The sequence below is a fragment of the Variovorax sp. SRS16 genome (assembly GCF_901827165.1).
Taxonomy (GTDB): Bacteria; Pseudomonadota; Gammaproteobacteria; order Burkholderiales; family Burkholderiaceae_C; genus Variovorax.
The window spans coordinates 880,548-894,108 of record NZ_LR594666.1 but is presented as its reverse complement, the minus strand read 5'-3'; the positions used below and the strand labels follow the sequence as shown (position 1 = coordinate 894,108).

The 13,561-nt window shown below is 69.4% G+C and carries 13 protein-coding genes; 1 reads left to right on the top strand and 12 read right to left on the bottom strand.

The annotated features are described in order from the left end of the window. Nucleotides 1–4 precede the first annotated feature (4 nt). The 8 genes from E5P2_RS04365 to E5P2_RS04330 all read right to left on the bottom strand — a co-directional run bounded on the left by E5P2_RS04365 (nt 5) and on the right by E5P2_RS04330 (nt 8,111). Nucleotides 5–877: a TauD/TfdA dioxygenase family protein gene (locus E5P2_RS04365; protein WP_162565932.1), complete on the bottom strand. Its 873-nt coding sequence runs from the start codon at nt 875–877 to the stop codon at nt 5–7. Between the two features lie 25 nt (nt 878–902). Continuing rightward, on the bottom strand, nt 903–1,808 hold the full coding sequence (locus E5P2_RS04360) for a TauD/TfdA dioxygenase family protein (protein ID WP_162565931.1): 906 nt from the start codon (nt 1,806–1,808) through the stop codon (nt 903–905). A gap of 19 nt (nt 1,809–1,827) precedes the next feature. Beyond that, complete coding sequence (locus tag E5P2_RS04355; RefSeq protein ID WP_162565930.1) at nt 1,828–3,246, bottom strand: MmgE/PrpD family protein; 1,419 nt, start codon at nt 3,244–3,246, stop codon at nt 1,828–1,830. A gap of 11 nt (nt 3,247–3,257) precedes the next feature. After that, nucleotides 3,258–4,250 (bottom strand): D-2-hydroxyacid dehydrogenase family protein, encoded by a 993-nt coding sequence (locus E5P2_RS04350; protein ID WP_162565929.1) that lies wholly within the window; start codon nt 4,248–4,250, stop codon nt 3,258–3,260. 4 nt (nt 4,251–4,254) lie between these two features. Next, nucleotides 4,255–5,232 carry a Bug family tripartite tricarboxylate transporter substrate binding protein gene (locus E5P2_RS04345; RefSeq protein ID WP_162565928.1) on the bottom strand — a complete coding sequence of 326 codons (978 nt, stop codon included), beginning with the start codon at nt 5,230–5,232 and terminating at the stop codon, nt 4,255–4,257. A 33-nt stretch (nt 5,233–5,265) separates the two neighbouring features. Next, the gene (locus E5P2_RS04340; protein WP_162565927.1) at nt 5,266–6,192 is read right to left on the bottom strand and encodes a TauD/TfdA dioxygenase family protein; all 927 of its coding nucleotides are present in this window, start codon (nt 6,190–6,192) and stop codon (nt 5,266–5,268) included. Between the two features lie 100 nt (nt 6,193–6,292). Next, nucleotides 6,293–7,144, bottom strand: a complete 852-nt coding sequence (locus E5P2_RS04335) for a TauD/TfdA dioxygenase family protein (protein WP_162565926.1) — start codon at nt 7,142–7,144, stop codon at nt 6,293–6,295. A gap of 4 nt (nt 7,145–7,148) precedes the next feature. Continuing rightward, a complete protein-coding gene (locus tag E5P2_RS04330) occupies nt 7,149–8,111 on the bottom strand; it encodes a Bug family tripartite tricarboxylate transporter substrate binding protein (RefSeq protein ID WP_162565925.1) in 963 nt (320 codons plus the stop codon). A 75-nt stretch (nt 8,112–8,186) separates the two neighbouring features. Between E5P2_RS04330 and E5P2_RS04325 the strand changes: the two genes are divergently transcribed. Continuing rightward, nucleotides 8,187–9,215 (top strand): LysR family transcriptional regulator, encoded by a 1,029-nt coding sequence (locus tag E5P2_RS04325; RefSeq protein WP_162565924.1) that lies wholly within the window; start codon nt 8,187–8,189, stop codon nt 9,213–9,215. 31 nt (nt 9,216–9,246) lie between these two features. Here the strand turns inward: E5P2_RS04325 and E5P2_RS04320 are convergent, their stop codons facing one another. The 4 genes from E5P2_RS04320 to E5P2_RS04305 are packed head-to-tail and all read right to left on the bottom strand — an operon-like array spanning nt 9,247 to nt 13,451. Beyond that, nucleotides 9,247–10,521, bottom strand: coding sequence for a cyanate transporter (locus tag E5P2_RS04320; RefSeq protein ID WP_162565923.1), 1,275 nt, complete (start codon nt 10,519–10,521; stop codon nt 9,247–9,249). Further along, a complete protein-coding gene (locus E5P2_RS04315; RefSeq protein ID WP_443083502.1) occupies nt 10,518–11,729 on the bottom strand; it encodes an amidohydrolase family protein in 1,212 nt (403 codons plus the stop codon). Before E5P2_RS04315 ends, E5P2_RS04320 begins: the two co-directional genes overlap by 4 nt. A gap of 31 nt (nt 11,730–11,760) precedes the next feature. Beyond that, nucleotides 11,761–13,236: a sodium:solute symporter family protein gene (locus E5P2_RS04310; protein WP_162565921.1), complete on the bottom strand. Its 1,476-nt coding sequence runs from the start codon at nt 13,234–13,236 to the stop codon at nt 11,761–11,763. Next, the gene (locus E5P2_RS04305) at nt 13,233–13,451 is read right to left on the bottom strand and encodes a DUF3311 domain-containing protein (protein WP_162565920.1); all 219 of its coding nucleotides are present in this window, start codon (nt 13,449–13,451) and stop codon (nt 13,233–13,235) included. Before E5P2_RS04305 ends, E5P2_RS04310 begins: the two co-directional genes overlap by 4 nt. Between the last annotated feature and the right edge of the window lie 110 nt (nt 13,452–13,561).

The following is a 13,561-nucleotide window of genomic DNA, read 5'->3' as shown; positions in this document are numbered from 1 at the left end:
TTTTTCAGAAGGGCACGCTGCCGCCGACGGTGGTGCGGTGCATCAGGCGCCGCTGCGGCAGCGCGTAGTCGCCGACGGCGAGATGCTGGCTCGCGCAGTTGTCCCACATCAGCAGATCGCCGACCTGCCAGCGATGCCGATACACCATCTCGTCGCGCACGCACCAGTCGGCGAGTTCGTCGATGAGCTGGCGGCTTTCGTCCTCGGGCAGGCCGACGATGCGCAGCGTCGCGGCCTTGCTCACGTAGATGCACTTCTCGCCGGTGTGCGGATGGGTGCGCACGACCGGATGCGTGACCTCGCGCTTCTGCGCCTCGGTCAGCGGCGCGCGCCGGGCGGCTGCGTTCGAGCGCCGCAATGAGTCGTAGACCGCGGCCAGCGAATTGACAGCCTTCAATTCCGCGATCCGGGCCTTCGTCGCGGCCGGCAGCCGGTCGTAGGCGGCCGCGGTGCTTGCGAACAGGGTCGCGCCGAGCGGGTTGCCGTCGGCGTCGGCGGGTATCTCCAGCGCATAGAGCATCGAGTACATGTTGGGCCGTTCGAGGAAGGCGCCATCGCTGTGCCACACGCGGCCGGCATCGATCATGCCGATCGGCTGGCCGGCGTCGTCGAGCACGTTGGAGACACGCACCAGATCGCGGTAGCCGGGCACCAGGTACTGCGGCAGCACGTGCGGCTCGAGCGTTCCGATGCGGCTGCAGAACGCGATCTGCTCGTCCGGCGTCAGCCACTGGTCGCGCAGCACGACCACCTTGTGCGCATGCAGCGCGGCCTTGATGCGCTCGACCGTCGCATCGTCCACGCCGGCGCCGAGGTCGATGCCCCGGATCTCGGCCCCGAGGGGGGCGCCGCTGGGAATGATCTGTTCCATCGTCATCGTTCGGGTCCTGGAATGCGCGTGTTCATGCGGCGTCGGCGGTGGCGCTCTCGTGCGCGGACGCACCGACGGGCTCGATGCCGGCCACGGTGGCGCGGTGCATCAGGCGCCGTTGCGGCAGCGCGTAGTCGCCGATGGCCAGGTGCTGGCCGCCGCAGTTGTCCCAGATCAGCAGATCGCCTTCGCGCCAGCGGTGGTGGTATTGCATCTCGTCGCGCACGCACCAGTCGGCGAGCTCGTCGATGAGCGCGCGGCTGTCCTCGTCGGCGAGCCCGAGGATGCGCACCGTCGCGGCGCGGCTCACATACAGGCACAGCTGGCCGCTGTGCGGATGCACGCGCACCACCGGGTGCACGACGCCGCGCCGCTGCGCCTCGGTCAGCGGCGGCCGGTTCAGCGCCGCCTTGTCCTTGTGCATGGCCGCGTACACGGCCTCGAGCGAATTGAGGGCCGTGAGGCCGGTGATGCGTTGCTTCATCGCCCGGGGCAGGGACTCGTAAGCCTTGGCCGTATCGACGAACCACGTTTCGCCGAGCGAGCGCCCGCCCGCGCCGTGCGGGATCTCGATCGCATACAGCATCGAGTAGAGGTTCGGCTTGTCGAGAAAGGCGCCATCGCTGTGCCAGAGGCGCCCGGCATCGACCAGGCCGATCGGCTTGCCCGCCGCGTCGAGCACGTTCGACACCCGCACCAGCTCGCGATGGCCCGGCACCAGGAACTGCGCCAGCACGTGTTCCTCGAGCGATCCGAAGCGCGCGCAGAAAGCGATCTGCTGCGCCGGCTGCAACAGCTGATCGCGCAGCACGACCACCTTGTGCGTGTGCAGGGCCTGCAGTACCAGCGCGAGGTCGGCGTCAGCGAGCGGCACCGAGGCATCGATGCCGCGGATCTCGGCGCCGAGCGCGGCGCCGCTGGGAGTGACGGTGGCCATGGCTGCTTTCTCCTTGGCGCTAGGCCGCAACGCTCGCGGCGTCCCGGGCTTCGGCCTGGCGCGACGCCACGTGCAGCTGGCGCTGCAGCGCGGCGAGCGAGTCGAGCGACGGCAGATCCCGCAGTGTGCGGAACAGGCCACCGGCCCGGTCGTCCGCCAGCACACCGCGGCAGCAATCCATGAACTTGGTGCGCAACTCGTTCTCGCTGAACCAGCGGCCCACCTTGCCGATCGCAAGCGGCACCAGTTCCTCGTGCATCGCGCCGTCCTCGGTCTCGACCCGCACCGCGGTCGCCCATTCGGGATCGAAGCGCACGCGCTCGTCCACCTCCATCGTGGTGCGCGCGATCAGCTCGACGATCTCGGGCGAGGACACGCGCGCCTGCGTGAAGGTGTCGATGCGGACCTGGCCGTCCAGCAGCCCGGCCGCGACGCAGAACTCGAGGCTGAACTTGCCCTCCAGCGGCGTCTTCGGCGAATGATGGATCAGCGGCCGGAAGGAGAGCTCCGGCACGCCGATGCGAACGCGCCGCGGCTTGCGGCCGGCCAGCCACCGGTGGACCTTGGTCGCCGCCTCGATGCCGGGATGGGTCGCGCCGCAGGACGGGAAGGCCTTCAGCGACAGGCCGTAGTCGGTCAGGATCTCGAGCGCTTCGCCGGGCTTTCCCATGGCGCCGAGATCGGCCTTGTCCGGTCCCCAGTTGAAGACGGTCGCGAAGCCGTAGGGATGGTCCAGGGCCGCGCTCGCACAACCGAAGTCTTCGCGCGCCAGCATCGCGGCCTGGATGCCGTTGCGCGCCGCGATGCCGGCATGCAGCGGCTTGGTCATGGTGCCGAAGTGCGCGCGCAGGCCCGAAGCAAAGGAGGTCGCGAGATTCAGCGCGCCGGCGATCTGCGCGGCGGGCAGGCGCAGCAGCATGGCGGCCGCGGCCGCCGCAGCGATCGTCCCGAAGGTGCTGGTGGCATGCCAGCCGTTCTCGTAGTGGCGGTTGTTCATGCCGCGCGCCAGCTTGCCGAACATCTCGAGGCCGACGATGTAGGCGTTGATGGCATCCGTGCCCGACACGCGCGCCATCGCGCTGGCCGAGAGCAAGGTCGGCACCAGCACCGCGCTGGTGTGCGCATAGGCGGGATGGCTCGAGTCGTCGAAGTCGATCGCATGCGCGAGCGCGCCGTTGAAGATCGCCGCGTCCGTCGGCAGGGCCGCGCGGTCGCTGAAGGCCATGACCGCGGTCTCGGCGTCGATGCTGCCCTCGAAGGCGCGGCCCCGCAGCGCGCGCAGCAGCTTGCCCGCCAGCGGCTCGCGCCGGCCGGCCGCGATGCAGCCCACGCAGTCGGTGATGCCGTCGAGCGCACGCTGCTGCGCCAGGGCGGGAAATCCCGTCGTCGCGGCTTGCGCGGCAAAGTCGGCGAAATCGGAGAAGAAAGACGATGCCAAGAGCGGATCTCCTAGACGGTTTGCAGCGAGGACCGGTCGGCGTCGAGCACGCGCACCGGCGCCTTGGCGATCCAGGCCAGGATGTCCTCGACGAACTGGGCGTAGAAGTGCGCGTAGTTGCGCTCGGTCACGTAGCCGATGTGCGGCGTCGCGATCACGTGGGGCAGGCTGCGCAGCGGATGGTCCGGCGGCAGCGGCTCGACGTCGAACACGTCCAGGCCGGCGCCGGCGATGCGTCCGCTCTGCAGCGCATCGATCAGCGCGGGCTCCGAGACGATCGGCCCGCGCGAGGTGTTGACCAGGAAGGCCGAGCGCTTCATGAGACCGAACTCGCGCGCGCCGACCAGGCCGCGCGTGCGCGGGCTCAGCTTCATGTGGACCGTGACGTAGTCGGAACTGCGAAGCAGCTCGTCCTTGCCCACCAGCGAGGCGCCGGCTTCGGCGGCGCGCTCGGCCGTGAGGTTCTCGCTCCATGCGAGCACGCGCATGCCGAAGGCGTTGGCCACGCGCGCCACTTTCGAGCCGATCGTTCCGAGGCCCAGGATGCCGAGCGTGCGGCCCTCGAGCTCGTCACCGACAGCGGTCTGCCAGCCGCCTGCGGCCACGGAGGCCAGTTCGGCCGGCAGCCGCCGCGCCAGCGCCAGCAGCAGCAGCCAGGTCAGCTCCGGCGTGCCCGATTGCAGCGAGGTGGTGCCGCAGACCGCAATGCCCTGGCGCACGGCATGGCCGACATCGAGGCTCGCGTTCCACATGCCGGCCGTGACGATGAGCCTGAGTTTCGGCAGGCGCGACAGCAGCCCGGCCGGCATCCGCGTGCGTTCGCGCATCAGGCAGACGACGTCGAAGGGCGCCAGGCGCTCGGCCAGCGCATCGACATCGTCCAGATGGTCGGCGAAGGCCGTGAGCTCGGCATCCGGGATGGACGACCAGGGCCCGAGCCGCGCGGCCACGCCCTGGTAGTCGTCGAGCACTGCGATGCGGAGAGACGGTGTGCCGGTGGTCATGGTTTCAGTCGACGGTGATCCTGGCGTCCCTGACGACCTTGCCCCACATCTCGATGTTCTGGTGAAGGTAGGCGCGAAACTGGGCCGGCGTGCCCGGCGCGGGCAGCAGGTCCAGATCGACCAGGCGCTTCTTCATCGCCGGCTGCGCGAGGATCTTGTTGACCTCGCTGTTGAGCCGCTGCACGACCTCTGCCGGCATGCCGGCCGGCCCGAGCAGGCCGTACCAGGAACTGACATCGAAGCCCGGCAGCGTCTCGGCGATGGCGGGCACGTCCGGCGCGCTCGGCCAGCGCTGCTTCGACGTCACGCCCAGCGCGCGCAGGCGGCCTTGCCGGACTTGCTGCAGCGAGCCCGTCAGCGCGCCGAAGCCGAACGCGACGTCGCCGCTGATGATGGCGATTTCCGCCGGCGCCCCGCCCTTGTACGCGATGTGCGTGGCCTCGAAGCCGCCGCGCATTTTGAGCAGCTCCGCCGCGAGGTGGTTGGTTCCGCCCGCGCTCGGCGAGGCGTAGTTGAGCTTGCCGTGCTGCGCACGGCCGTAGTCGATCAGTTCCTGCACCGTCTTCACCGGCACCGCGCTGCCGACGACGAGCACCTGCGGGCCCTCCGCGAGGTTGGCGATCGGCGTCAGGTCGCGCGTGGCCGAATAGGGCAGCTTGCGATAGAGCGTTTCCTGGATCGCCAGCGGCGTCGAGCCGAGCAGGATCGTGTAGCCGTCGGGCTGCGCCTTGGCGACGAAGTCCGAACCGATGACGCCGCCCGCGCCCGCGCGGTTCTCGATGATCAGCGGCTGGCCGAGCGCCGTGCCCAGCGGCTCGGCGAGCACGCGCGCGAGGATGTCGAGCGGTCCACCCGGCGGGTAGGCGACGACGAGACGGATGGGCTTGCTCGGATAGTCGCCGGCCTGGGCCGCGACAGCGCCGAACAGCGCGAGCCCGGCCATGCCGGCGAGCAGGCTTCTGCGCAGACCGTGGTGCTTCATTCGCCCTTCCTTTCCGCCTCGCAACGGCTGCGCCTAGAAAGGCTCCGGGCCGAGAATGCCCGCGCGATGCAGCCGGCGCGGAATGTCGCCGTAGTCGAAGACCGCGAGGTGGTGCACCGCGCAGTTGTCCCAGACGATCAGGTCGCCCTTGCGCCAGCTGTGCCGGTAGTGGAAGGCGGGATTCTTCAGCTGTGTCCACAGCGCCTCGAGCAGCGCGTCGCTTTCGTCCTCGGGCAACCCGACCACAGCGCTGGTGTGTCCTTCCGTCACGAACAGGCAGGGACGGCCGTTGACCGGATGGGTGCGCACGATCGGGTGGTCGACATCGGGCAGCTCCGCCTTCTGCGCCTCGGTGAGCGGTGCGCGCTTGAGGTTGCCGGCCCGCTTCTTCTTGTCCAGGTGATGGATGAAGCTGTGCGTCGCGCGCAGGCCTGCGATGCGCTTCTTCATCGCCTCGGGCAAGGCCTCGTAGGCCCGCCAGGCGCTGGTGAAGACCGTGTCGCCGAGCACCTGGCCGTCGCGCTGCGGTATCTGCAGGCCGTAGAGCACCGTGTACATGTCCGGCGTCTTCAGGTAGGAGGCGTCGGTGTGCCAGAGCATGCCGGCGTCGGCGATGCCGATCGCCTCGCCGTCCTCCTTCCTGATGTTGGAGACCACCGACAGCTCGGGATGTCCGGGCACGCCATAGCGGTTGTAGAAGGAGACGCGCATCTCGCCCAGCCGCTTCGTGAAGGCTGTCTGCTCGGCCGGTGCCAGGTCCTGGTCGCGCAGCACGATCACCGAATACTCGTGCAGCGCATTGCGCACGAATTCGAAGGCTTCGTCGTCGAGGCCACGGGCCACGTCGACGCCCCGGACCTCGGCGCCGATGCCCGGGCCCTTCAGCACGACCTCGCGTTCCGGCCGGCCGGCGCCGGTGTCGGAGGGGGGAGAGTGGCGCAGCGTGATTGAGGAATCCATCGTTCACCTCGGTTGAATGGGAGCGAGGCTAGACATTGCCTTTGCTTATATTAACTATAAGTCCGACAGCGATCCATCGCAAGCCCTCCAGCGGCGGTGCTTACCCGAAGGCCTCGCCGGAGACGGTGGCGCGCCGCATCAGCCGGCGCTGCGGCAGCGCGTAGTCGAAGGTGGCGCGATGCAGCGTGGCGCGGTTGTCCCAGATCAGCAGGTCGCCGGGCGCCCACCGATGCCGGTACTGGAATTCGGGCCGCACCACGTGCTCGCACAGCGCCTTCAGCAGGGCTTCGCCCTCGTCCTCGGGCAGGCCTTCGATGCGGGTCGTGTAGCCCTCGCTGAGGTACAGGCATTTGCGGCCGGTGGCCGGGTGCCGGATCGCCAGCGGATGCGAAACCGGCGGGAACTGCCGCGTGAGCTCGGCCATGTCCTGCGCGGCACCCGCCTTGGTCGCGTAGCGGTAGTGCAGGCTGTGCACGCCGCGCAGCCGGTCGACCTGCTCGCGCGTGGCCTGCGGCAGCGCGTCGTAGGCCGCGCCCATGGCGGCGAACAGCGTGTCGCCCACGGCCTTGCCGTCCTTCTCGGGCACCTCGATCGCATACAGCATCGACACGCTGTGCGGCCTGGCGAGGTAGGCGCCGTCGGTGTGCCAGTACACGCCCGCGTCGGTGCTGCCGATCGGCTTGCCGTTCTCGAGGATGTTCGAGACCACGAAGAGTTCGGGGTAGCGGCTCGACAGCGCATCCTTCAGAAAGATCTTCTGCAGTTCGCCGAAGCGGCGCGCGAAATCGATCTGCTGCTGCTCGGACAGGTCCTGTCCTTCGATGGTGACGACGCTGCGCTCGTTCACCAGATCGAGGATCCGGCGGAACGCATCTTCATCCAGATCGGGCAGACGGACGTTGGCGACCCGGGCGCCGATCGGCCGCTCGGAATGGGTGATGGACAGGCTCATGGTTTCAATCGAACTTGATGTTGGCTTTCTTGACGACTTCGCCCCACTTGGCGACGTCGCGGCGAAGGTAGGTGGCGAATTCGTCGGGCTGCATGGTGGTGATCTCCAGGCGCTCGCGGCCGAGCTTCTCCTTCATGGCGGGCGCGGCCAGCACCTTGGCCACGTCGTCGTGCAGCTGGCGCACGATCTCGGGCGATGTGTGGGCGGGCGCCATCAGACCGAACCAGATCGTGACGTCGAAGTCGGGCACGCCCTCCTCCTGCAACGTGGGCACCGACGGCAGGCCTCGGCTGCGCGCCGCCGAGGTCACGCCGAGCGCGCGCAGCTTGCCGGCGTCGACCTGCGGCATCACGGCGGCCGGCGTGTCGAGCACGAAGTCGACCTCGCCCGCCATCACCGCGGTGAGCGCCGGATTGCTGCCCTTGTAGTTGACCAGCGTGCTGCGGGTGCCGGTGCGAAAGGACAGCAGCTCGAAGCTCAGGTGCGACAGCGTGCCGTTGCCAGGCGAGCCGAAGTTCAGCTTGCCGGGCTGTCTTCTGGCGAGTTTCAGAAGATCCGCCACGGTCTTCGCCGGCACGGCCGCGTTGACGGCGAGCACGTAGGGCGATTCGGCGACCATGGTGATGGGCGCGAAGTCCTTCAGCACGTCGTAAGGCAGCTTCGGATACGCGGCCGGGCTGACGGCCATCGTGCCGGCCGTCATCAGCAGCGTGTAGCCGTCGGCCGGTGCCTTGGCCACCATGTCCGTGCCGATGGTGGCGCCGGCGCCGGGCCGGTTGTCCACCAGCACCGATTGCTTCCACAGCTTGCCGAGCGCGTCCGCCACGGTGCGGGTCAGCACGTCGGCGCCGCCGCCTGCCGCATAGGGCAAGATGATGCGCACCGGATGGTCGGGATAGGCGGCGAGCGCGCCGCCCGCGCTGCCAATCAGGCCGAGGACCAGGGCCGCGCGCAGGAATCTTTTCATCGTGTCTCCGTCAGGACGGCTGGCGGGGCGCCAAGCCTTTATATTTATACAAACTATAAGTTGGAGCAACTAGCAATGCAAGACGACGCAGCCGTGGCCTCGGCGGCCCTTCAGGGCCTGACCGGCGGATCCCCGCCGCTGAACCTGACGCTGCGCCTGCTCGAGGTCTTCCTGGTGGTCGTGGAACGGCGCACCATGACCGCGGCGGCCGAACAGCTGAACCTGACGCAGGCGGCGGTGTCGCAGTCGATCACCGCGCTGGAGCAGGTGCTGCGGGCCAAGCTCCTGGATCGTTCCGTGCGGCCGCCGGTGCTGACGCTGGTCGGGCAATCCGTCTGCCAGCACGCGCTCGAGATCGTCACCGCCGCGCACAAGCTGGAGGACCAGATGCGCTACAGCGGCTCCGGCCGGCTGCCGCTGCTGCGCATCGGCATGCTGGACAGCTTCGCCTCGACCGCCGGCGTCACCGTGCTGTCGCAGCTGCGCGAACTCGCCTTCGAATGGACGATCGCCTCGGGCTTCAGGGCGACCGGCATTCCGGCGCTGCTGGAGCGCCGCTCGGACGTCATCATCACCTCGGACGAGACGCCGGTGCCGCCGGAGGTCGAGGCGCTGCCGATCTGCAGCGAGCCCTTCGTGCTGGCCATTCCGGCTTCGCACCACGGCAAGGTCAGCGACGTCAAGAGCCTGGGCGCCAAGCTCGACTTCATCCGCTACGGGCGCGACGCGCACATGCTCACGCGCATCCAGAGCTACCTCGAGAGCGCCGGCATGCAGGCGCCGGTGCGCTACCAGTTCGACACCACCGACGCCGTCGTGCGCATGGTCGCCGGCGGCTTCGGCTGGACGGTGATGACGCCGCTGATCCTGCTCAAGTCGGGTGTCCAGCCGCACGCGGTGCGGGTGCTGCCGCTGCCCGGGCCGGCCATGCGCCGCACGCTGATCGTCGCCACGCGGCGCGGCGAGGGAACGGAAATCGCGCAACAGATCCGTGCCACCTCGATCGCGACGCTGAAGAGCACGGTCGTGCCTCAGCTCGCGAAGCTGATGCCGCATGTGGTGAAGGAATTCAGGATCCTGGAAAAGAAAGGCCCGCTCAAGTGAAGGACGCGGCCGCGCGCTGCGTCACGGCCGCTCATTCGGCCGCGGCATGGGCCGCACGGCCGAGCGGCACCGCGCGCGCCGAGGTCGGCGAGCCGAAGAGCCCGGCCGTCGCCCGCGCATAGCCGCGCGGATCGAAGCGCCAGCTCAACGGCAGCAGCAGCACGACGACGGCGCCCAGGTAGGCCCACGCGAAGCCGAAGCTGCCGGTGTGCTCGCGCACCGCACCGGTCACGAAGGGCGCCAGCGCGGCGATCATGAAGCCGACCGCCTGCATGAACGCGGCCAGCGTGCCAGCCTGCGCGGGATCGGGCAGATGGTCGAGCGCCAGCACCATGCACAGCGCGAAGGAGCCGCCGAGGCCGAAGCCCAGCACCACCACGATGGCCGCGGCCGCCGGTGCGTTCAGCAGCAGCCCAGCGAAACCCGCGAGCTGCGCCAGCAGCGTGAGCGCGAGCCACGGCCGCAGGTCGCGCCGACCGCGTGCGAGTGCGGGCAGCAGCAGCGCCGAAACCAGCTGCGCGGCCGTCATCAGCGCCAGCATCGCGCCGCCCTGCGCTGCGCTCCAGCCCTGCTGCGCATAGAAGTGCGGCAGCCACGCGACCAGGCTGGTGTAGCCGCCGTTGACCAGGCCGAAGTAGACCGCCAGCAGCCAGGCGCGGCGGTTCGCGAAGCAACGCAGCCAGCCCGCGTCGGTGCGCGCGCCGGGCACGCGCGCGGACACCGGCGCGGCATACGCGCTGCGCGACCATGCCCACAGCGCGAGCAGCGCCGGCAGCGCCCACGCCGCAAGCCCGGCCTGCCATGCGCCGGCGAGGCGCGCGACCCAGGGACTGCCCATCGCGCCCAGGCCGCCGCCGCCCATCAGCGCGGCGGAATAGAGGCCCATCGCGATACCCATGCGGGCCGGACAATTGCGTTTGATGACCGCGGGCATCAGGGCCTGGACGAGCCCGACCCCGGCGCCCGCCAGCGCGGCGCTGAGCAGCAGCGGCAGCGCATCGCCGGTGACGAAGAAACGGCTGGCGCAGGACGCGGCGATCGTCGCCAGCCCGAGCAGAATGGCCGCGCGCTCGCCGAAGCGCCGGCCGATCGCGACGCCTGCCAGCGACATCGGCCCCATCGTCATCATCGGCAGCACGGTGAGCATCGCGGCCCACTGGAAGCTCAAGCCGGTGGCGTTGCGGATGCTTTCGAGCAGCGGACTGCTCGAGGTGTAGAAGGCGCGCAGGTTGAGCGCGACGAGCACGATCAGCAGCGCGAAGCCGATGCCGCCCTCGCGGCGCGGCGGCGTGCCTGCCGCCGTCATGCAGGCACCGCGTCGGGCAGCAACTCGCCGTTGCGCGCCACGATGCGGCCGCCCGCCACCACGAGCCGCCGCACCGGCCGCGCGACCACCGCCTCGGCGACGGTCTGCGCGTCGAGCAACACCAGGTCGGCGCGGCAACCGGGTGCAAGGCCGTAGGCTTCGAAGCCGCAGCCGCGCGCGCCCGCTTCGGTGACGCAGTCCAGCGCCACGTCAAGCTCGTCGTCGCGACGCAGGTTGTAGCGCAGGCCGATGAGCATCGCGCGCTCCAGCATGTCGGGGTTGCCGTAGGGCGACCAGGTGTCGCGGATGCCGTCGTTGCCGCCCAGCACCGTCACGCCCGCCTGCCGGCAGGCCATGAGCGGCGGCACGCTGCGCGACGGCGGCGCGCTGGTGATCAGGGCCACGCCGAGCGCCGCCATGCGCGCGAGCAGCGGGTCGCGCTCGTGCGGCGGCAGGTCGCCGAGGCAGAAGCCGTGGCTGATCGCGACCCGGCCCTGCATGCCGAGCGCGGCCGTGCGCTCGAGGATGCGTTCGAGCGAGAACGCGCCCATCGCGCCCGGCTCGTGCAGGTGGATGTCGATCGGACACGCGCGGCGCTCGGCGATGCCGAACAGGGTGTCGAGCGAACGCACCGGGTCGCCGTCGATGGCGCAGGGGTCGAGTCCGCCGAGCACGTCGGCGCCCGCGGCCATCGCCTGGTCGAGCAGCGCGTCGGTGCCGGGACGCTGCAGCAGGCCCGACTGCGGGAAGGCGACGATCTGGATCTGCTGAACGTCCCGCAACACGCTGCGCGTGCGCAGCACGCCGTCGAGATGGCGCAACCCGGCCTGCGTGTCGATGTCGACATGCGTGCGCAGGCGCGTCGTGCCGAGCGCGAGAAAGGCCTTGGCGAGTGCGAGCGACTGCGCGCCGGCGTCATGCCCGCTCGCGTGACGAAAGGCGCGCTCGTTGTCGATCCGGTCGATGAGCCGGGTGCCGACCTCGTTGCGGTACCAGCCCATGCCCCACATCGTCTTGTCCAGATGCGTGTGCCCTTCGACCAGGCCGGGCAGCAGCAAGGCGCCGCCGCCCTCCTCGACCGCGCAGCCGTTCGGCGCCTGCAAGGCCGGGCCGAGCGCCGCGAGCCGGCCGTCCTGCACCAGCACGTCGAGCGGCGCGGCACCCAGCGGGCGCACGTTGCGAAGAAGAAGCGAGGATGGCATGGACATGGACAGTGCGATCGAAGAAGAGCGAAAGGAATCAGGCCGGCACGGCCGCCGCGCCGCGCGCCGGCACGAGACGCCCGAGCAGCGTCACGACGACGAACACCAGCGCATTGACCGCCAGCGCGACCAGGCCGATGTTGAGCGATTTGAAGACCACCGGCGCCTGCGGGAACAATTGTCCGAGGCTGGTGCCGGCGATCATCGTGAAGCCGAGCACTGCGCCGCCCGCGAGGATGCCGGCAAAGGCGGCCTGCTTGCTGCCGAAGGGCCGCCGCAGCAGGCTGAACAGCAGCGAGGGCAGCAGTTGCGTCAACAGGCTCGACGCGAAGATCGCCACCGACACGATGGTGGTGCCGCCGCGCAGCACGAAGTACACCGCCACCAGCGCGAAGACCGGCAGCACGATGCGCGCCATCGTCGACACCTGGCGGTCGGTGGCGCGCGGCGCAAAGCCTTCCTTGTAGACGTTCTTGCCGATCACGGTCGAGGCGGTGAGCAGGATCATCGAGCCCGGCACCAGCGCGGTCAGCACGCCCGTGCCGCCGATGAGGCCGACGAACCACGGATCGAAGCTCGCCTTGGCGAGGCCGAACAGCGCGAGGTCGACCTCCGCGCCCTTGAGCCCCGGCACCTTGAGGATGGCCGCGAAGCCGACCAGGAACAGGAAGGCGATCACGATCTGGTAGAGCGGCATCAGGATGGTGTTGCGCCGCACGGCGCGCGCGCTCCTGGCCGCATACACCGAGGTCAGGTTGAACGGGTAGAGGTAATAGCCCAGCGCCGTCAGCAGGATGGTCGAGTTGTACCAGGTGAGGTTCAGGCCGTCCTTCGGAAACTGGAAGTAGCTCGGGTTCGCTTGATGGATCGCGGCGAACATCGGCGTCACGCCGCCGTAGTAGTGCAAGGGCAGGTACACGCCGAGGAAGATCGCGAGGCCGAGGATCAGGAGGTCCTTCACGATCGCGATGCTCGCCGAGCCGTGGATGCCCGACACCAGCACGTAGACCACCATCACCGCCGCGCCGATCCAGATCGCGACCTGCGGCGCGATGGCGCCGTAGGAAGCCTCGGAGACGATGATGCCCAGTCCGCGCAGCTGGATGGTGAGCAGCGCTACCATGCCCATCAGCGCCACGACCGAGACCAGCACGCCGAGCGCGCGGCTGTCGTACTTGCTGGCGAAGAAATCCGAGAACGACACCAGCTTGCGCGCGTTGGCATAGCGCCAGACGGCCGGCAGCATCCAGAACGCCATCAGGTAGGCCAGGCCGCCGTAGGCCAGGATGTAGAAGGCCGGCGCGCCCTTGCTGTACGACCAGCCGCTCGCGCCCAGGAAGGTGAAGGTGGAGAAGGATTCGCCCGCCATCAGCAGGAACACCATGATGGCGCCGAGCCCGCGCCCGCCCAGCGCCCATTGTTCGAGGCTCATCTTGCGGCCACGGCGCGCGAGCACCGCGAGCCCGAGCGCGCCGAGCACGAAGAAGGCAATGATCGGCAATGCGATGTTCATCGAGCCTCTCCTGCTGCTGCTGCGTCCGCGGCGTCGAGGTCGCCCTCGCTGCGGTCGATGGCCAGCATGATGAGGGAGCTCAGCACCAGCCAGCTCACGTTCCACAGCATGAGGAAAGGCAGGCCCAGCACGAAGTCCGGCGCGAAGGCGCTGAGCCATCCGCCGCTGAAGAACGCGATCACCGGCAACAGGGCCAGCCATTTGAGGGGGTTCACGCGAGGCCTCGCTTTCGCAGTTGGTTGAATTTTTGGTCAACCTTGTAATCTATTTTTGGTTAACCATATATCAATGATATGGCTGACCATGCTTCAGGTCAATATTCGGG

Excerpts from the sequence above, each read along its gene's own strand:
- E5P2_RS04315 (WP_443083502.1), bottom strand. The coding sequence starts at position 11,729 with ATGTCCATGCCATCCTCGCTTCTTCTTCGCAACGTGCGCCCGCTGGGT.
- E5P2_RS04350 (WP_162565929.1), bottom strand. The coding sequence starts at position 4,250 with ATGACCACCGGCACACCGTCTCTCCGCATCGCAGTGCTCGACGACTAC.
- E5P2_RS04330 (WP_162565925.1), bottom strand. The coding sequence starts at position 8,111 with ATGAAAAGATTCCTGCGCGCGGCCCTGGTCCTCGGCCTGATTGGCAGC.
- E5P2_RS04320 (WP_162565923.1), bottom strand. The coding sequence starts at position 10,521 with ATGACGGCGGCAGGCACGCCGCCGCGCCGCGAGGGCGGCATCGGCTTC.
- E5P2_RS04335 (WP_162565926.1), bottom strand. The coding sequence starts at position 7,144 with ATGAGCCTGTCCATCACCCATTCCGAGCGGCCGATCGGCGCCCGGGTC.
- E5P2_RS04365 (WP_162565932.1), bottom strand. The coding sequence starts at position 877 with ATGACGATGGAACAGATCATTCCCAGCGGCGCCCCCCTCGGGGCCGAG.
- E5P2_RS04340 (WP_162565927.1), bottom strand. The coding sequence starts at position 6,192 with ATGGATTCCTCAATCACGCTGCGCCACTCTCCCCCCTCCGACACCGGC.
- E5P2_RS04360 (WP_162565931.1), bottom strand. The coding sequence starts at position 1,808 with ATGGCCACCGTCACTCCCAGCGGCGCCGCGCTCGGCGCCGAGATCCGC.
- E5P2_RS04325 (WP_162565924.1), top strand. The coding sequence starts at position 8,187 with ATGCAAGACGACGCAGCCGTGGCCTCGGCGGCCCTTCAGGGCCTGACC.
- E5P2_RS04345 (WP_162565928.1), bottom strand. The coding sequence starts at position 5,232 with ATGAAGCACCACGGTCTGCGCAGAAGCCTGCTCGCCGGCATGGCCGGG.
- E5P2_RS04310 (WP_162565921.1), bottom strand. The coding sequence starts at position 13,236 with ATGAACATCGCATTGCCGATCATTGCCTTCTTCGTGCTCGGCGCGCTC.